This is a genomic window from Ensifer sp. Root142, assembly GCF_001426785.1.
Lineage (GTDB): Bacteria > Pseudomonadota > Alphaproteobacteria > Rhizobiales > Rhizobiaceae > Ensifer > Ensifer canadensis.
On the sequence record NZ_LMFK01000049.1, the window covers coordinates 210919 to 230315 of the forward strand.

Sequence of the window (19397 nt, forward strand, 5' to 3'; positions counted from 1 at the left end):
GGCATTTGTAGGGATCGGCGGCATCGCGCAACCCGTCTCCCAAGAAGTTGAACGCCAAAATCACAAAAATGACCGGGATCGTTGGGAATAGCAGCCAGGGGTAGAAGGCGATGACGCTCACGCTTTTCGCCTCCGTCAGCAGGATGCCCCAGCTGGTGATCGGGGGGCGCAGCCCCAATCCGAGGAAGCTCAGCGCCGTTTCGCCGAGGATCATCCCTGGAATGGAAATGGTCGCAGTGGCGATGAGATGGGACATGAAGCCCGGAACCAGGTGTCGACCGATGATGCGGCCGCTCTTTGCGCCCATCAATTGCGCGGCAAGAACGTAGTCCTCCTCGCGCAGCGCAAGCAGTTTCGAACGCACCGCTCGGGCAAGCCCGGTCCAGTCGAGAAGCCCGAGGATGATCGTGATACCCAGATAAATCAGGATCGGGCTCCAGGTCGCAGGCATGATTGCGGCCAGCGACAGCCAGAGCGGAATGCTCGGGATCGATTGCAGCACTTCGATGATGCGCTGGACGATGAGATCGAAGACACCGCCGTGGTAGCCGGCGAGACCGCCGATGACGATGCCGAGCACGAAGCTCACCGTAATGCCGAGAAGGCCGATCGTCAGCGAAATGCGCGCACCATAGATGATGCGCGACAGGACATCGCGGCCGAGCCGGTCGGTGCCGAGCAGGAAGAGCTGACCGTCCTTTGCCGGGCATGCCAGGTGCACATTGCTTTCGAACAGGCCCCAGAAGCGGTAGCTGTCACCGCGGCAGAAGAAGCGGATCGGCTCGACGTCCTGCAGGTTGTCGGTGTAGTTGCGCTTCAGCGTCTCCATATCGAGTTCCATCGTCCGCCCGTAGACGAACGGGCCAACGAACTTCCCCTCGTGGAACAGGTGCACAGACTGCGGCGGCGCATAGATGTAATCCACATTGCGCGTGTGCAGATTGTAGGGTGCGAGGAACTCGCAGATCGCGATCATCAGGTAGAGCGCGACCAGGAAAATGCCTGATATCAGCGCCAGCTTGTGCCGGCGGAACTTCCACCACATTAGCCGCAGCTGCGAAGCCTGGTTAACCCGCACCTGTTCTTCCGTCATCGCTTCGACGGAATAGGGATCGAATGGTGCTGTCGATACGTAGTGCGGCAGCGGTTCGCCGGGCGCCGGAAGGAATGACGTCACTTGGTGCTCCTGCCTTGCAGCCGTATCCGAGGATCAAGAATGGCGAGCGCGAGATCGGAAATCAGCACGCCGATGACGGTCAGAAATGCGAGGAACATCAGGAACGAGCCGGCCAAGTACATGTCCTGGCTCTGCAACGCCTTGATCAACATCGGGCCGGTCGTTTCGAGAGACAGCACGATCGCGGTGATTTCCGCGCCGGAAATGATCGCCGGCAGGATGGAACCGATATCCGAGATGAAGAAGTTCAGCGCCATCCTGAGCGGATACTTGACCAGCGTACGCATTGGCGAAAGCCCCTTTGCGCGGGCGGTCACGACATACTGCTTCTGCAATTCGTCAAGCAGGTTGGCGCGCAGACGCCGGATCATGCCGGCGGTCCCCGCCGCACCAACGATGATGACCGGTATCCAGATATGTTCGAGGATCGATTTCGCCTTCGCCCAACTCATGGGCTCTGCCAGATATTTCTGGTCCATGAGATGGCCGATCGAGATGCCGAACCAGATATTGGCAAAGTACATCAGGATCAGCGCCAGCATGAAGTTCGGAATGGCGATGCCAATCAGCCCCACCAGCGACAGCCCATAATCGCCCCAGCTATACTGGTGAGTCGCGGAGTAGATGCCGATCGGGAAGGCGATCAGCCAGGTAAAGATGATGGTGACGAACGAGACGAGGATCGTCAGCCACATCCTGTCGCCGACGACGGCGCTGACCGGCAGTTCGTACTCGAAGGAGTAGCCGAAATCGCCCTGCAGCATGCCGCCGAGCCAATGAACATATCTCAGCAGCGGCGGCTGATCGAAGCCGTATTCCTTCCGGAGAGCCTCGATCTGCTCCATGTTGACGCCTTCGCCCTGCGCCCTGATCTCGGCGACGTAACTCTCGAAGTAGTCGCCGGGCGGCAGCTCAATGATGGTGAAGACGAGCGCTGAAATGATGAGCAAGGTCGGGACCATCGCCGCGATGCGCCAGAGGATGTATCGCAGCATGTCAGCCTTCCTGCTCGATCCAGAACGTATCGGGTTTGTAGACGCCGAAATAGCTCGTCGGATCGAATCCGTAGAGCCCTGCTTCCGGGACATTCTTGATCTTGTTGGCAACGAGAATTGGCTGCAGGGAGGCATTCACGATGCCGATCGAGAAGACCTGGTCGGTGTAGATCGACAGCATCCTCTCCCAGACCTCGGTGCGCTCGGCATCCTCGGCCGAGTGCCGCCAACGCTGCAGAAGCTCGGTTAGCTCAACGACGGCCGGAAGATCGGGCGCCTGCCCCATCTCACCATGCGAGAGATAGTTGAGCCCCCAAACCGGCCATTGCAGCTGATCGTCCGCAGTCGGCGCCAATTGGCCTGGGTTCATGTCCGCAGTCGGCACACCATTGTCGAGTCCGAACCACATGGACATGACGATCTCACCGCCGACGGCACGGCTGCGGAAGGTGTCGCGTTGCGACGTGCGGATGAAGAGCGAAATGCCGATCTTCTGCCAGTAGTCGGTGATCAACTGCAGGACATCGGTCTCCAGGGTGCTTTCGCCTGCGGTCTCAACGACGATCTGAGCGGCACGGCCGTCAGGGAGAATACGAATGCCATCGCTGCCGCGGTTCGTCAGGCCAGCCTCATCCAGCAACGCATTGGCCTGCACCGGGTCGTAGGCGATCCAGGCGGAGGCGAACTCCGGCCGGAACAGCGGGCTGTCCGGCAGGACAGTGTCGGCGCTCTCCTTGGTCAGTCCGTAGAAGACGGCCTTGTTGATTTCAGAACGATCGATCGCCAGCGACAGCGCCCGGCGGACGCGCACATCCTGCAGCAACGACCGCCAGACCGCATCGGAGCAATTGAGATTGGGAAGCAGCGCGACCCGTGAGCCTTGCGTCTTCTTCCAGAGGAGAACCTTTACCGGATAGCGCTTTTCCGCATCTTTCAGGAAGGTGTAGTCGATAAAGTCGATATTTGTCGCCTGCAGGTCGCTCTCGCCGGTGCCGGCCTTCGCCGGGATCAGCGCCGGAGAACTGACGTTGAGCACGAACTTGTCGATGTAGGGGAGCTGCAACCCGTTCTCATCGACCCGATGATAGAAGGCGTTACGCTCGAAGACAAACTGCTCGGCCGGCAAGGATGTTGTGTTGCGCCACGGGTCAAGCGTCGGCAGATCGGGATTTTCCGGGCGGTAGGAACGGGCCATGCGCATATGCAGCTGGTTCCACTTCTTGACCCTTTGCTCCTTCAGAAGCGCCTTGAGTTTGTCCTCATCCTGATATTTATCGTGGAACTGCTTGAGGTACGTCGCCGGCATCACCAGCACCAAGGGCTGTGGTGCGGCGAGCTTTTGCAGAAAATCGGGATTGGGCGTGGACCAGGTGTAGCGCACGGTCCGCTCGTCGAGCACCTCGAACTTTGCCGCCTCGCCGTCGATCACCAGCGCCATCGGCAGGCCCGCCGGGCTCAGTTTCTCGTTGAGCAGAACATCTTCCCAGCAGTAGCGGAAATCGTCCGTCGTAAGCGGGCTTCCGTCCGACCACTTGTGTCCCTCGCGCAGATGGAACGTGAAGATCCGGTCCTCGACCGTCTCGAAGCTTTCGAGCACGTCCGGCTGCAGTTCGAGTTCTTCGTCGTAGCCGACCAGGCGTGAGTAGCCGTAAACGGTCATCAACCGTATGTCTTTCGCGCTGCCAATCAGGCTCTGCACGGTGCCGCCGTGTTTGCCTGGCTGGCGTCCCATGGCCGCAACGTTGATGACGCGCGGGGTCTTCGGCAACCGTTCATTGACGGGTGGCAGCTTTCCCTCGGCGACAAGCGCCTCGAAAAATTTCGGCTCGCTTGCCGCTGCAAGAAGGTACTTGGGAAACGCCACTGTTGCGAGCAGGGCGAGCGCAGTTCGGCGAGTGATCATGGCCGTAACTCCCTTGCATCCACTGACTTGCGCGCGAGAACATAGTGGTCGCCACCGAGGTCAGCAGGAAAAAGCGCACCTTCCTCGCCGTCGTCGCTGAACTGCGGTCCCCAGCGCCGCATGTCCGACCCCTCAATGGCCTTGAGCAGATCGAAGTCCAGCGGACGATCGAGATCCGGATAGGGGACGGCAGCGAGCAGCGACTTCGTATAGGGGTGCACCGGTTTGCGCATCAGAACTTCGCGCGGCGCGAGTTCGACGATGCGCCCCGCACACATCACCGCGATCCGGTCGGCCATATAGTCGACCACCGCGAGATTGTGCGAGATGAACAGGCATGTAAGCCCAAGTTCCTTCTGCAGATCCTTGAGCAGATTGAGGATTTGGGCCTGGACGGAAACGTCGAGCGCCGATACCGGCTCGTCACAGATCAGCAGTTGCGGCACCAGAGCGAGCGCCCGCGCGATACCGATGCGCTGGCGCTGGCCGCCGGAAAAACTATGCGGATAGCGGTTGACGAACCGCTGGTCGAGCCCGACGGCCTGCAGCAGCGAGCGCACCGTCTCGACACGCGACTTCGCCGTTCCGCGCCCGTGGATTTCGAGCGGCTCGCTCAGGATATTCCTGACAGTCATGCGTGGCGAGAGCGACGACACCGGATCCTGAAAAACCATCTGGATCTTCGAGCGCAGCGTCTTCAGCTCATCACCTTCCGCCTTGAGCACGTCGATCGGACCTTCGCCGTCATCGAAGCTGACGCTGCCGCCATCAGGCGTGATGGCCCGCATCAAAATCTTGCTGACCGTCGTCTTGCCGCAGCCGCTCTCGCCGACCAGACCCAGACACTCGCCACGACGGATATCGAAGCTGACATCGTCCACCGCGCGATGGCGAGACGGGTCCTTCTTGCCGAACCACGAGGTCTTGCGCGTTCCATAGGTCTTGGAAAGGTTGCGTACGGACAGGAGAACGTCGGGGCCAACCGCCCTAGTGGAGGCCTTGGCACCCAGCAGTGTCCCAGCCTTGACCGGCACCTCCCGCAATGCCTTCAACCGCTCGCCCGGCTTCATGTCGAAATGCGGGACCGCGGCCATCAGGCCCTTGAGATAGGGATGCTGCGGATTGCGGAAGATCGCATCGACCGGACCTGCTTCGACAATCTGGCCGTGATAGATCACCACGACTTCGTCAGCCATATTGGCAACCACGCCGAGGTCGTGGGTGATCAACAGCATCGCCATGTTGAGCTTGACCTGCAGCTCGCGCAGCAACTGCAGGATTTGCGCCTGCACCGTCACATCGAGCGCAGTCGTCGGCTCGTCGGCGATCAGCAGCGCCGGTCGGCAGATCAGCGCCATGGCGATCATGGCACGCTGGCGCATGCCGCCGGAGAGCTCGAAAGGATACATATCATAGGCACGCTTCGGGTTCGAAAACCCGACATAACCAAGAAGCTCTTCCGTTCTGGCGCGCCTTTCAGCTTTTTCCGCATCCGTATGAATTTTCAAGACTTCGGAGATCTGGTTGCCGATCGTGTGAAGCGGCGACAGCGACGTCATCGGTTCTTGGAAGATCTTGCTGATGCGGGTGCCGCGCAAGGCACGTATTTCTTCACCTTCGCGCTCCAGCGAAAGCAGATCGATCGGCTTGCCCTTGGCCGCCGGATCGTTGAACAGGACATGTCCACCGACCCGCGCGACATTCGGCAGGATACCCATGACGGCCTGACTGATGGCCGATTTCCCGGAACCGGACTCACCGACGAGGGCGGTCACCTTTCCTGGCAAAATTCTGAAATTCGCTTCCTTGACGGCTTCAACTTCACCGCCGAGCACCGAGAATGTGATCCGCAGACCTTCAACTCGAAGCAGGTCCGCCCCTGATGTCATCACAACACACTTCCCTCATTGCCCTTGTATCCGCCGCCTCTAAAAAAGACTATCGCAGCTTCAGGGGGCTGTCCAGCTTAGCCCCTTGCAACCACAGCATAGTTTACGGTCGCGTCGCAATCTCAGGGAAGAGGGCAAGTTTCTTGGGGCAGCACGTCGGCGCAGCGCGGCGATCGACGGAAATCGTCATAATAGAGCGTCCAGTCGGTCGCATCGGCCGCGCGATAGGGGCCGAACTTGAAATACTGATTATGGCCGAGCCCCTTGTCAGCATGCCCGACGTGGCCCTTGACCGTGATGATCGGCTTACCATTGGCAAAGAGCTCGATATGGCCGGTGCCGTCGGCGCCCGGCTTCGTATAAATCGCGAAATCGATCCAGCCCGACTTCGGATCGGGCAATGGATTGCCGTGGTTCGTCACCGTGATCGCATCTGTGCAGCCATTGAACAGATTGCCGTCATCCGCCTTCCACGCCGGATCAGCCGCCACGAGCATGCGCATCTGGTTGACGCCCGGGCGTCCCCATACCGGCACTTCACCCGGCTTGCAGGCGGCGGCGACCCCGTCCGGCCCGGTGGAAACCGGCGCGATATAATTGGTCTCGATAGTTGCGAACAACTTTCCGAAGTTCATGCGCAACGCCAGGAACGGGCTGAAATCGCCTTCAGCACCCGGGTCGATCTCGCGTTTCCATTGCGCCACGAGATAACGATGATCGCCTGAGGGGATCGGGTCGGCAAACTTCATGGAGAACCCGTACCAAATACCCTGGTCGTAGGGCACCCGCAGCGCCGTCTTCTCCCAGATTTCCGCTCTCTCACTGCAGCCGTCGAGCGAATCCGGACAGATCGGCACGACGCTCAGCTTGAGTCCGCCATTGCCGTTGCGCTTGACGATGCTCTGAAACTCGGCCGTCCCCGCGCTCTGCTCGAAATTCTCCCGGTAGTAGAGCCCGCCGTCCGGCGAGAAATCCTTTCCCTCGAACCCGTCGAAAAGCTTGGTTTCCCACGGCTGCGCTGCTGCAACGCCAGTGATGAAGAAGCTCGCGACGATGAGGGCTGCCCGGAACATTGAGGTCCTTACTGAAGCATCTTGTCGATAAGGCCACGCGGCGGTTGCAGCGGGCGTGTGTTGCGATGGAGCAGCATGACATGCTCTGCTTCCGAAAGTCCATCCTGCAAAACATCATCGAGGCGCTCATCCGGCTTTGGCAGAAGCGCTGCCTCATTCGGGTAGAGAATGGTGAATTTCTGGCGCACGCCGCGCAGCTTTTCCTGTCCGAGCGCGGTCCAGTCGCCGCCGCAATAATTGGCGAATGCCTCGCTGGCGACAACGCTGTGGGCGTATTTCTTCGTCAGGTTCTGCAGCCGCTGCACCTCATTGACCGCCGAGCCGAAGGCCGAGAACGTCAACCGGTCGCGAAGGCCGACATTGCCGAACATTACATTGCCGACATGAAGCCCGACGCCATAGCCGATCGGGTCACGCCCTTGCTTGCGCCGCTCGGAATTGAGCAATTCCATGCGCGCGGTTGCGGCGCGCACCGCGCCGAACGCCTCGCGCGCGGCAAATTCGGAAGGTTCCTTGTGCCGGCCGCAGGGATAGACTGCCAGGAAACCATCACCGACAAAGCTGAGGATATGGCCGCCGTTGCGGTTGAACGGCGCAGCAATCGCATCGAAGTAACCGTTCAGCGTTTCGATATAGGATTGGCGGCCCTCCTTTTCGGCAAGCATGGTCGAGCGGCGCATATCCGCCATGACAAGGATCGCACGCACCGTCTCGCCGTCGCCGCGCCGGACCTGCCCGCTCATCACGCGGCGGCCGGCGCTCGAGCCGAGATAGGTGGTCAGCATGTTGTCGGCGAGCTTGCCGAGAACGGCCATCTTGGCCGCAACAGCGAGATGGTTCTGCAGGCGCAACAGCGCGCCGATGACGTCATCGGTGAAGCCGCCGTGGCGGTCCGTCGTCCAGGAGCCGACCATACCGTGGCCGGAATCGGCGCCGAGCGACTGCATGAAGGCGATGTAGTCGGTCGCCCCCTGTTCCTTCAGCTCGTCGAAGATCGGGAACTCGGACGGCGTATCCTTGTAGAGGCGCCGACGGACATGATCGAGATTGTTGTTGAGCAGGTAATAGTAGGGGCTGCGCAGGAACCGCTCCGGATTGAGCGCGAGTTCCTCGTGCCGCAGGCCGCTGACCTCGACGCCCTTGCCGCGCGCCCAGGTGAAGCCGAGCGCGTCATAGAGCGGATGCAGCATGGAAAAGGAAAGGTGCACGCGCATTAACGGCAGGCCGGCAGCTGCCAGCCGCTCGCAGAAGCCCTTGACGATCGTCTCCAGCGACTCGTCGCTGAGCGACGTCCGCATGAGCCAGTCCGCGACCTTGTCGATCAGGATTTCAGATACGTTATCGTTTACCGGGCCCATTTCGCGTCCTCACCGTGACAGACAGTCCAGCACCATGCCCAATTGCGATGGGCGAACGGCCCGACGATGTGTCGGCGTTCGCTCGCGGCGGCTGATGATGATACGTGCCCGTTAAGAAAATGCTCCAACCGATTCCGGCGTCGATGACGTGCAGGCACCCGGAATGCGGCACTTATATACTGCAGATATTGATGGCCCTCTGCAATTTCCAGAGGCGCGCGAATTTTTTGTTTCGCGCCGCGGCCACACGAAGATTTGATGGCACGCCAATGCACCGCAGTCAGGGGAAGGCATCCGCGCCACGCTTGACTTGTACCTTGTTTCTATCCAACAAACCACGACATGTCGCCAGGCTGGCGCCTCCCGTTCACAAAAGCTGGAACCGAAAATTGACCTCACCCCATCACGAAAGGCTGCTGGCGTCGATTTCGGCTCGCACGGCCCATGTCGGCGTCATCGGACTTGGTTATGTCGGCCTGCCGCTCGCAGTTGCGGCGGCACGCGCGGGCTTTTCGGTGACCGGATTCGACATCGACCCGGCAAAGATCGTCGCGCTCGACGCGCACAAATCCTATATCGCAGCCGTACCGGACGCCGTGCTGGCCGAGCAGGCGACAGCCGGGCGCTTCAGCTCCACCACCAATTTCGGACAGCTGGGCAGTTGCGATGTCATCGTCATCTGCGTGCCAACGCCCCTGACGAAACACCGCGATCCCGACCTTTCCTTCGTTGAGAATACGGCACGTGCGATTGCAGCAACGCTCAGGGCCAGCCAGCTCGTGGTGCTCGAATCGACCACTTACCCGGGAACGACCGACGGCGTCGTGCGCACGATCCTCGAGGAGACCGGCCTCAGGTCGGGCGTTGATTTCTTTGTCGGCTTTTCACCCGAACGCGAAGACCCCGGCAACCCGGTCTACGAGACGACCAGCATTCCGAAAGTTGTGGCAGGCGACGGGCCGCTCGCCGCAAGCCTGATGGAACGCTTCTATGCCGCGGTGGTCAAAACGGTCGTACCGGTATCGTCCAACGCCACCGCCGAAGCGGTCAAGCTAACCGAGAACATCTTCCGCTCGGTCAACATCGCCCTCGTCAACGAGCTGAAGATTGTCTTCGAGGCGATGGGCATCGACGTCTGGGAAGTGATCGAGGCGGCGAAGACCAAGCCGTTCGGCTACATGCCGTTTTATCCTGGGCCAGGGCTCGGCGGGCATTGCATACCGATCGATCCCTTCTATCTCACCTGGAAGTCGCGCGAATACGAATTGCCCACCCGGTTCATCGAGTTGGCCGGAGAGATCAATTCGGCAATGCCACGCCACGTGGTCAGCCGGCTCGCCGAGGCGCTCGATCGCCATGCGGGCAAGGCGCTCAGCCGTTCGAAGGTCCTTGTCATCGGCCTCGCCTACAAGAAGAACGTGCCCGATATTCGCGAAAGCCCTTCGCTGAAATTGATCGAACTGATCGAGGAACGCGGCGGTCGGTGCGAGTACCACGACCCCTATGTCGCCGAGATTCCATCGACGCGCGAATACAGCGCTCTGAAGGGCAGACGGTCCGTGACGCTCGACGAGCAGTCGATCCGGCAGTTCGATGTCGTGCTGGTGGCAACCGACCACGACCAGGTCGACTACGCCGCCCTTGCTAGCGCCTCACCGCTTATCGTCGATACGCGCAACGTGTTTCACCGCCACGGCCTGACCGGCGCGCACATCGTCAAGGCCTAGCCAAGGCCGCCTTCAGCTTGCTGGCGGCAACCGCATAGCCGCCTGAGGCTCCGTCCACGAAATGCATGTGATCCCGGCTCATCGGGGTGGGCACGATGCAGGTCATCAGTGCAGAGTCCTGTTCGTGCAGGCCGTAGCGGCCGACGCCGGCCGCCTCGGCCCGACGCAGCCGCGCCTCGATCAAGGCGAGGCGCGCGGCGCTGATATCGATCGTCATCTTGAGGCCGTCATCGAATTTGCGGAAATCGGTGTTGTTGGCGAGATCGCGCCGATAACGGGTCGTATCGAACGTGCCGAGGTTCCAACCCATGCGAAAACAGACGAACAGCGCCAGTGTCTGTAGCGTGATCCAAAGGCGCGCCAGAAGCCGCCCTCCCCGCGGCGCCCTCGCCCGCGCCTCGGCTTCGATGCCTTGAGTGGAAAAGCGTGGTTCGGGCCCGAGCTCGGGAACCGGATGCGCGTGTCGCTCTTCCTCGTCGGCAAGAGCAACGATGTCGGCGATCAGCGCCTGAAATTCCGGTCCGCTGCCTTTTTCGCCGGGCACTGTAATGATCGAGGCGATCGAGCCGTGTCGTGACTGGATTGGGTTCCATCGGCACGACAGACCTGTGAGATCGGGCCGCGTGCCCGGCGGTGCTGCCTCCACCTGGTAACGCCCCGCCTTCATGGCCGCTTCCGCCCAGCTTGCACCGCCGCCAGCAAACATCGCGTAGGAAACCTCCTCGCTCGCCTTGAAGCGGGCGACGCGCATGTCGAGGCCATCCGCCCTGATATCTCTGACCGGCACCAGTGCCGCGCGCAACTCGAGCCCGAGTTCTTCAAGGACCCACGTTTTCACCGCGGCAAGCGCCGCTTTCGCGCGCTCCGCCATCGATGATGGCAGGACCGCCAGCGCCCCGTCGCCTCCGAAAACAAACGGCATGGATTTCTCGTCAAGCCCGTTCATCAGCGCGGAGATGACGCTAGCGCCGGCCATGTTCACGGTCTTGTAGCGGCCCTCGGCGATCGCGCCGGTTGAATTGACGATATCGGCGAGCGCGAGCATCCAGTCGTCCGGTAAGGCACGGTAATTCGTTTCGTCGGCAACCCCTTCGAACGCGTCGAAGAGCGGCACGCTGTCGTAGAATCGTGTTCCACTCGTCTCTGCCATCGATGCTCCGAGCTTTTACCCACTGGCTATGTCGATAGATGTTCCACGCAAGACCGCAAGAAAAAGTTTCAAATCCCGATACCCGTGTTGAGGGAACCTGCGACGACCCCGGCAACGCAAGAGGCCCGCGAAGCGGGTTTCAGCATCAGCCGTCAAAGACCTTGGCAACTGGACGTAACGCCTTGGCAACAATCCTCGATTGTCCGAGTTTCCTCCTAAAATTTGACGGTTGTCAGGTCTCGGCACCCGTGGCCCTATCCATGTCGCTAGAACAATCGCCGATCATCAGCCTTGGATTGAAAACGGCGTATTGGAGCAGGGGGGGGCCATCATGCATCTTGTAACGCAAGGCCGCCCAGACGGCATACCCCTCTCTTTGCTGCGCTTTCGGCGCCAACGAACGGAGGACTGTCCTTGCCGGCCCTGGCGTCGCGTCGCCCTAATGGCCTCAACCGCGCTCGGCCTCATTCTGATCCAGGACGTAACGGCTAACGCTGCTTGCACGTTCGCCCCTACCGCGGGCGACGACGTCTATGTCTGCGACAGCGGTACGTCGGGCAGCCTCAGCGACCTCGGCGGCAACAACAGCCTCACGCTTCCCGCCGGTGGCACCGGTACGATAAACGGCACCGTGACCTTCGGCCCCGGCGCCGACACCGTCGCGATTCACAGCGGCACCATCACGGGCAACCTGCAACAGGGTGACGGGATCGACGATTTCACCATATCCGCCGGCGTTCTCCAGTCGCTCAACCAAGGCGGTGGCTTCGACACATTCTTCATGTCCGGTGGCAGAATCGTGAATTTCTTCGACGACGGGGATCATGCGGTCATGACCGGCGGTCGGATCGGCCGCGTCAACATGCTTCTCGCAGATAACGTCTTCGACATGTCCGGCGGTGCGATCGACAACAACCTCGTCACCGGCTTCGGTAACGACACAATCATCCTTTCCGGTGGCACGATCGGCGGCAATATCAGCGTCAGCGGCGGCACGGACAACGTCACCGTGACGGGTGGATCCCTCGCTGGCGACGTGTTGATGAGTTTCGGGGCTGATACGTTTACCTGGGATGGCGGCGGCGTCATCCAGGGCACAGTCGAACTCGGCGCTGACAACGACACCGCGACGCTGCGCAACCTCACAAGTGCGAATCTTGGCGGCACGGACGCGATCACGGGCGGCCTTGGCATTGACAACCTGACACTCGCGAATGTCACGACAAACGGCGTCGCTCGTCTGCAGAACTGGGAAACCATCGCTGCCACCAATGGCACAGTACTGACTTTCGATGGAAATCTGACGCTTGGCGACAGCGGCACCGGAACGGGGACACTTGATGTCGATTCATCAAGCACCCTTCTGGCGGGCGGCACCAATGTCGCGATATCAGCTGCCACAGCCGGCCAATTCGCAAATCTCGTCAACAGCGGCAGCATCGACCTCACGAATGGCGCAGCAAGCACGAGCGACACTTTCACGGTCAACGGCAACTACACCGGCAATGGCGGCCTGCTCCTGCTCAACACCGTGCTCGGCAACGATTCTTCGCCGTCCGACCGACTGGTCGTCTCGGGGGGCACGGCTTCCGGCACCACCGGCATCGGTATCGCCAACACTGGCGGGCGCGGAGCATCGACGTTGCTGGACGGCATCATGGTGGTCGAGCTTACCAATGGTGCAACGGCGGCCGCCGGCGCGTTCGGGCTCAATGGGCGGGTTGCGGCCGGCGCCCGCGAATATTTTCTCTTCAAGGGCGGTGTTTCAGCCGGCACGGAGGAGAACTTTTACCTGCGCTCCACCCTCATTGCGCCTCCGGTTGTCACACCACCGGTGATCGTCCCGCCGGTAGAGATCGTCTCGCCGCCGGTGACGACCCCGCTGCCGGAGGTCGTGACGCCGGAAGTGGTCATCGTACCGCCTGGACCTGGCGTTACGCCCCCTTCAGAGGATGCCACGCCAGTACCCCCCGAGGTGGTGGTTGTGACGATAGACGGTACGCCGACAGCTGTGGAAGTCGTTCCACTCTACCGTGTCGAGGTGCCTACCTACGCGGCCGTGCCGCCCGTTGCCCAGTATCTTGCCCTCTCCAGCCTCGGCACGTTCCACGAACGTCGCGGCGAGCAGGCATTGCTTGACGGCGCAGGAGCGCTGCCGACAAGTTGGGCGCGTGTTTTCGGCCAGAACACCGAAATGGAGTGGGATGGAACTGTCGCGCCGGGATTCGATGGCAACCTGTTCGGCTTTCAGGCCGGTCAGGACCTTTTCGGATGGGAAACCGATACGGGCCATCATGACCGCGTCGGTCTTTTCCTCAGCCACGTCCGCGCCGACGGCGACATCACCGGCCAGGCGCTCGGCTGGAACAATCTGAGCGTCGGCGACATCGAGGTCGACGCAAACAGCCTCGGCGGATATTGGACCCATATCGGCCCCAATGACTGGTATCTCGATGCCGTTTTGATGGGTACCTGGTTCGACGGAGATGCGAACTCCAACGGCGGCACCGGCATCGGGGTTGACGGAACCGGCATTACGGCATCGCTGGAGGGCGGCTATCCGATAGCCTTGACCGAGAGCTGGACGCTCGAACCGCAGGCACAGTTGATTTGGCAACATCTCTCGCTGGACGAGCAACAGGATGCATTCTCGACGACGTCCTTCGACAGCGAGGACGCTGTTACCGGCCGTTTGGGCTTTCGGTTGCAAGGCGACATTCCGACAGAAACGGCAACGCTTCATCCCTACGTCAAAGCCAATATCTGGCACGGCTTCGATGCGGACCAGCGCATAAACTTCGGCTCAGACGCGATCGTCACCAAAGTCGGCGGCACCGCTTTGGAAATCGGCGGTGGTCTCGTTGCAAAAATATCGGAATCGACCAGTCTCTTCGCGACGGCGGACTACACGACCAACCTCGGCGGAGACAAAACGCAAGTGCTGGAGGGGAATATCGGCATCAGCATAAAATGGTGACATCGTGACCAGACGCTGCCGCAAACGTCATGAGTAGAGGCAGAAGCAACGCTTGGGATGTGCCGCTTCATATCCGCTGGCGATTGCAAGAATTCGCTGCATCAGCTCGAGGAGGAGCAACAGCTGCGATGGCCACGTCGCCGGATAAGCTCCCGAAAAGCCTGACGATTGTTGCAAAACGGCCGTTGGCCACTGCCCGCAACAAGGCTTCGGACCACCCGACACAACATCGAATATGCCATCGTCATTTGTGGGCATTGATAAGGTTAATGTCTAAACAATAACCCATGCCATTGCAGGGGGGTGGTCATATGTGCTTGTCTATCAGTTAAGCGCAGGCAACTAGGCTTGCGCGGACAGCGTGAAGCCGAAACAGGAATGCAAGAAGACAATTTTCGAGTGCGGTTCTGGGGCGTAAGAGGGAGTTTGCCGGTATCCGGCGAGCAGTTCCTGCGCTATGGGGGAAATACATCCTGCATCGAAATTCGATGCGGCAAGGAAGTGTTGCTCTTCGATGCAGGATCAGGATTGCGCGAAGCGGGCGCCTCTTTGATTGCCGAAGGCGTCGATAATTACGACCTCTTCTTTACGCACAGCCACTACGACCACATCATCGGCCTTCCGTATTTCAAGCCAATCTACAAGTGTCAGTCGTCGGTGCGGTTCTGGTCGGGGCATCTGCACGGCTTGATGACGACCAAGGAAATGATCCGCGATTTCATGCGGCCGCCATGGTTCCCCGTCGATCCGGATATCTGTCAGGCAAGCCTTGAAGGCGTCGACTTCAAGCCCGGAGACGTGCTGACACCGCGCGAGGGCGTGACGATCCGCACGACGAGCCTTACCCATCCCGGCGGCTGCGTCGGCTATCGCGTCGAATGGAACGGCCGCGCAGTGGCGCTCGTCTACGACACCGAACACGAACCCGGCATCCTCGACCCGGCGGTCCTTGAGCTCATCGCCGGCGCCGAATTGGTGATCTACGACTGCACTTATCTCGAAAGCGAGATGACGCATTTTCGCGGTTTTGGTCATTCGACCGGGATGCATGGCGCGCGCCTTGCGATGGCCGCCGGCGTCAAGCGCTTGGCAATGTTCCATCACGACCCCGCGCGAACAGACGCACAGCTGGACGCGATGGAAATCGACGTACAGTCCATGTTTGCCGGTGCGTTCGCTGCCCGTGACGGTCAGATCATCGATCTATGAGGTCTTTCGCCTGACGCCACTGGCAACCGGGGTGCCCGGCCGTGACGGTGAAGAGCTTCTCGAGAAAATCCCAGACGGCCTCGTCGTGCACGAGGTGATGGGTCAAGAGACCGACCGTGCGGCCCGACTGATGCTCCTTGCCCTCTATGTCGCCGCTGACCTGCCGCGTGCGCGAGACGATATCGGCAATGATAAGCCCGTGGTCCCGACATCCGCGCGTACCGCGCCAATCCATGACGTCAACATGAGTGTTGACCAGCGGGAAAGGCGACGGCTTCTCCGGTCCGAAAACCGAAAGGGCGGCAAATCCAGCCTCGGGCAGTCGTTGCAGCAGGGCCGGATCGATCCGGTTCCACGGCGGGACGAGCATCGGAATGAAATGTTCGGGAAAGAGCGTTTGCAGACGCTCGACGCCGCATCGCAATTCATCGAGGATCAAGACGTGCGGCCGGTGGGCACCGAGTTCCTGCTTTTTCTCGCCAGGCGGCGCATGATTGCGGTGCGCCCAGCCATGCACCGTCACGCAGACATCGGCAAGGCCGGCGAGACGTCGCGCCAGCGCTTCGGTTGCCGGCGCAGGCGGCACGGCGAGCGTCACCGGCACCGCATGGCTTGCGGCAAGTAACAGAAGCCGGTCGAGCGGAACACTCGGCTCGATGGCATCGTCGTCCCTCAGCCAGAAGTCGACCTTTCGTCCCCGCACGTGCGCGCGATCGAGTTCATCGACGAGTAAGTGCCAGTTGGCATCAATGGTCACGCGGGCTCCTCCAGAAATTCTTTGAAAATCTCGCCCAATCGCCGTGCTGCGGCGGGGAAGGACCGCTCTTCGTGGACGAAACGTCGGGCATTTTCGCCAAACCGTTGGCGGGTCTCTGGGGTGTTGATCAGACAGCGGATCGCTGCCGCATAGGCATCGACGTCCCCCTCGGGTGTCAACAGCCCGGTCTCGCCATCCCGCACCACCTCGGGCACGCCCGCTGTGCGCTGCGCAACGACAGGCAGTCCGGCAGCCTGTGCCTCGAGATAGGCCAGCCCATAGGCTTCACCGCAGCCCGGCCAAAGATAAAGCGCGCTTTCACCGAGGATGCCTGGGATGTCGCTCGCATCTTTTTCGCCAAGCCAAATCAATCGGTCTGCCGGCAAAGTGGAAAAAACGTCGTGGACATCCTGCCGGCACGGCCCATCACCCACAACGGTCATCGTCCAGGGCCGATCGACAACCAGCGACAGGGATCTGGCAAGCATACGATAGCTCTCCATCTTGTCGCCGCTGCGCATCATCGCCACGGTGACGAGGCGACAACCATCCGCAGCACTGCGGAATGCCCGTGTAAACGGAGCCGTATCGATGAAGGGGGGAAGCATCGCCTGCCGGCAGGTGGGTGCTGCCTCGACCAGGCCATCTCGATCCCGCTGCGTCAGGCAGATATTGACCGCGGCCTGTTCAATGGCGCGCAGTACATGCCGTTGAGCAACAGCGCGAACGCCTTCATTGCGGCGGAAGGAGTAGGAGGCCTCGGCTGTGACGTAGGGAATGGAAAACTCGGCAGCAAGCCCTGGCCCGATCAGATCCGGCGCCTTGTAATAGGGGTGATAGCAAAACCAGACATCAGGTGGCGTTAGGGACTGCCAAAGCGTGCGAAGACGCTCCGTTTCGCTGGCCGCGGCTGCCGCCAGCGACGCGAATTGTACCTCGCTGGCATCCGCCATGAAGCTGCGCAAATCGCTGGCAATCCACACTTCATGTCCCGCCTGCCGCAGCGCGTCGATCAACAGGCGCGCCATCAGCCGGTCACCGGATGGAACGGGGTGGCTGGGGGATTTCAGCGGTGCGTAGAAGGCGATTTTCATGCAGATCGAGCTATCGCGTCTTCGTTTGACACTGTCAACGGCAGCGGCAGTGCAAGCCGGCCTTCGGGCCGCACACGGACCTTAACCGGATCAATTGACAGGTATGTCGAAATAGTCCCTTCGAACAAGCCTGAGCGATCGATCCGGCTGGATAATGTATGTCTCTTTGACAAAGCTGTTGCCGCTCACGAAAGTATGCGGCACCATGCTGCCCACCGGCGCCTTCGTCAGCTTCGTCCTCGGCTGGCCGCCATAGGTGATGCTTCCCGGTATCGGCTCCAGATCCGGAGTGGTGCAGCCGGCCAGAGCCAGGCCCAACACTGCAAGCAGCACCAATGGCCCGCAGGGACGGAACGCGCGTCTCGATACAACCATCACCAAAACCTCCTTCGGGCCGGCCCCGGACGAGGCGCTCGTGACCCAGTATCCAGCGCCTCAAAAACGTACGTCATGGTCGCCGCAACATTTCACACTCGCCCAAAAATGCCTTCATCCGATTGATTGAAGGCATCATTCAATAGGCCGGTCGGCACCATCAGGTCCAGTTGGCTTTCGGGTCTCTGTCGTCAAGAAGGGCGCGGGCCACTCAAGACGACGTGACGCAAATCTACTGCGCACTGGCATTGGCAGCGGCCGAGGATTTTATTGTGGTGGCTTCCTGAGCCTGTTCCGCCAGCAACCCGTAGGCAACGTAGTATTTGTAGATGTTGCTGACATATTGAACCGTCTCGCGCCCAACAATCGCGGCCGCGGCATTTTCGACATTGCCGAACCACAAATTCGGATCGAGGCCCATGTCCTTTGCCTTTGCACGGAACTTGCGCAAATTGCCGGGGCCGGCGTTATAGGCCGCGAAGGCGAAGAGCATGCGGTTGCGCGGCGTGACCGCCGGGTCATCGAGATAGGTATCGATCAGGTACCTCAGATACTTCGATCCGGCCTCGACATTCAGGTTCTGGTCCTTGTCGATGCCATGGATGCCGACAGCCTTGTCGGCGGCGGTAGACGGCAGAAGCTGCATGATGCCGACTGCACCGCGCGGGCTGCGCCGGGACTGGTCAAGCTGCGATTCCTGATAGCCCTGCGCCATCAGCATCAGGTAGTCGAAGGAATAGGTACCGCCGTGCTTGCGGAAAATCTCGACCAGCTGCTGGAAGCGCTCCATGTCCTCAGGCGCATAGGCACGCTTCAGCATCTTGTCGCTCTTGTAGTAGGTGTTCTTCAGGATGTTGCCGAAGGTGGTGCCGACCCGGTGGGTCTTGACGAAGGCATCGAGCGCGGTCTTGAGCCGAGGACTATCCTTGCGGATCGCCCAGGCAATCTGTCCGTGATCGGACACAACGATATCGTCACGCATCTTGATATCCGTGAACACCGTAGCCCAGATGCTGCCTTTGTATCTGTCGACCACCGCCCAGGGCAAAAGGCCGGCATTCACCATCTCGAGAATGTCCTCGTCTTCGAGATTGTCGTCCATCTCCTTGATCGTGATCGGCGCGCGCCCAGCCTTGACGAAACCATCGCTCAGCGCGACCAGATGCTCGTGGTAGCTGCTGGACGTACGAACCCGGACTTCCCGGCCGCTCAGATCGTCCAGATTGGCGATCGCCGGCGCCGACGGTCCCGTAACCAGTACTTCCTTGGCCTCGTTGAACAACGGATCGGTGAAGTCAACCTTGGCCAGCCGTGCCTCGGTGATCGTGAGATTTCCCATGACGATGTCGCCAAGGCCTTCCTCGAGCGCCGTCAACAGGTGCCCACGTGCCATCGGCACGAATGCGACCCTTATCTTTTCGATCTCCTTCTTTCGCCCGGCATTCAGCTCTTTTTCGAGCGCCGTTCCGAACTCGACTGCCGTGCCGAGCTGCCGACCGCGATCGATAAAGTAGATTGTCTTGCTGAAGGGCACGATGATCCGCACCAGCCGCCGCTTCTCCATGACGTCGAGATCACCCATATGCGGGGCGATGATCGGCTGGAATGTACTTTCGTCCGATTGAGCCCATAGACGTCCGGTCCCCGCCACGGCGAAGAACAGCAGAAACAATGCGAGGCGTCTCATTTATGGCCTCCCCAGCCAGAGAAAAC

Annotated in this window: 13 protein-coding genes and 1 pseudogene; 3 read left to right on the forward strand and 11 right to left on the reverse strand. The window is 60.6% G+C overall.

Annotated elements, in window-relative coordinates:
* Positions 1 to 4: 4 nt before the first annotated feature.
* The 6 genes and pseudogenes from ASD52_RS35925 to ASD52_RS35950 form a co-directional block, all read right to left on the reverse strand.
* Positions 5 to 1177 (reverse strand): annotated as a pseudogene (locus ASD52_RS35925) (ABC transporter permease); the annotation flags it as partial.
* A complete protein-coding gene (locus tag ASD52_RS35930) occupies positions 1174 to 2172 on the reverse strand; it encodes an ABC transporter permease (RefSeq protein WP_025428531.1) in 999 nt (332 codons plus the stop codon). The pseudogene ASD52_RS35925 and the gene ASD52_RS35930, both read right to left, overlap by 4 nt.
* A 1-nt stretch (position 2173) precedes the next feature.
* Entirely contained in the window at positions 2174 to 4075 is a 1902-nt protein-coding gene (locus ASD52_RS35935) for an ABC transporter substrate-binding protein (RefSeq protein ID WP_057218195.1), read from the reverse strand.
* Positions 4072 to 5964: an ABC transporter ATP-binding protein gene (locus ASD52_RS35940; RefSeq protein WP_025428529.1), complete on the reverse strand. Its 1893-nt coding sequence runs from the start codon at positions 5962 to 5964 to the stop codon at positions 4072 to 4074. Before ASD52_RS35940 ends, ASD52_RS35935 begins: the two co-directional genes overlap by 4 nt.
* A 122-nt stretch (positions 5965 to 6086) precedes the next feature.
* Positions 6087 to 7037, reverse strand: coding sequence for a polysaccharide lyase (locus tag ASD52_RS35945; protein ID WP_082571921.1), 951 nt, complete (start codon positions 7035 to 7037; stop codon positions 6087 to 6089).
* An 8-nt stretch (positions 7038 to 7045) separates the two neighbouring features.
* A complete protein-coding gene (locus ASD52_RS35950) occupies positions 7046 to 8395 on the reverse strand; it encodes an adenylate/guanylate cyclase domain-containing protein (protein WP_057226726.1) in 1350 nt (449 codons plus the stop codon).
* Between the two features lie 389 nt (positions 8396 to 8784).
* Here ASD52_RS35950 and ASD52_RS35955 point away from each other — a divergent pair, with 389 nt between their 5' ends.
* Positions 8785 to 10122 (forward strand): nucleotide sugar dehydrogenase, encoded by a 1338-nt coding sequence (locus ASD52_RS35955; RefSeq protein ID WP_025428526.1) that lies wholly within the window; start codon positions 8785 to 8787, stop codon positions 10120 to 10122.
* On the opposite strand, the gene ASD52_RS35960 is transcribed toward ASD52_RS35955, so the two are convergent.
* Positions 10112 to 11272, reverse strand: a complete 1161-nt coding sequence (locus tag ASD52_RS35960) for a DUF3095 domain-containing protein (RefSeq protein ID WP_025428525.1) — start codon at positions 11270 to 11272, stop codon at positions 10112 to 10114. The genes ASD52_RS35955 and ASD52_RS35960 overlap by 11 nt on opposite strands.
* A gap of 442 nt (positions 11273 to 11714) precedes the next feature.
* Here ASD52_RS35960 and ASD52_RS35965 point away from each other — a divergent pair, with 442 nt between their 5' ends.
* On the forward strand, positions 11715 to 14249 hold the full coding sequence (locus tag ASD52_RS35965; RefSeq protein ID WP_025428524.1) for an autotransporter outer membrane beta-barrel domain-containing protein: 2535 nt from the start codon (positions 11715 to 11717) through the stop codon (positions 14247 to 14249).
* 378 nt (positions 14250 to 14627) lie between these two features.
* Positions 14628 to 15458: an MBL fold metallo-hydrolase gene (locus ASD52_RS35970; protein ID WP_057226730.1), complete on the forward strand. Its 831-nt coding sequence runs from the start codon at positions 14628 to 14630 to the stop codon at positions 15456 to 15458.
* On the opposite strand, the gene ASD52_RS35975 is transcribed toward ASD52_RS35970, so the two are convergent.
* From ASD52_RS35975 to ASD52_RS35990, 4 genes are all read right to left on the reverse strand, one after another.
* A complete protein-coding gene (locus tag ASD52_RS35975) occupies positions 15445 to 16215 on the reverse strand; it encodes a polysaccharide deacetylase family protein (protein WP_057211321.1) in 771 nt (256 codons plus the stop codon). The genes ASD52_RS35970 and ASD52_RS35975 overlap by 14 nt on opposite strands.
* Positions 16212 to 17309, reverse strand: coding sequence for a glycosyltransferase family 4 protein (locus ASD52_RS35980; protein WP_025428521.1), 1098 nt, complete (start codon positions 17307 to 17309; stop codon positions 16212 to 16214). Before ASD52_RS35980 ends, ASD52_RS35975 begins: the two co-directional genes overlap by 4 nt.
* A gap of 90 nt (positions 17310 to 17399) precedes the next feature.
* Positions 17400 to 17684 (reverse strand): hypothetical protein, encoded by a 285-nt coding sequence (locus tag ASD52_RS35985; RefSeq protein WP_051509226.1) that lies wholly within the window; start codon positions 17682 to 17684, stop codon positions 17400 to 17402.
* 232 nt (positions 17685 to 17916) lie between these two features.
* Positions 17917 to 19371, reverse strand: coding sequence for a lytic transglycosylase F (locus tag ASD52_RS35990; protein WP_057226733.1), 1455 nt, complete (start codon positions 19369 to 19371; stop codon positions 17917 to 17919).
* Between the last annotated feature and the right edge of the window lie 26 nt (positions 19372 to 19397).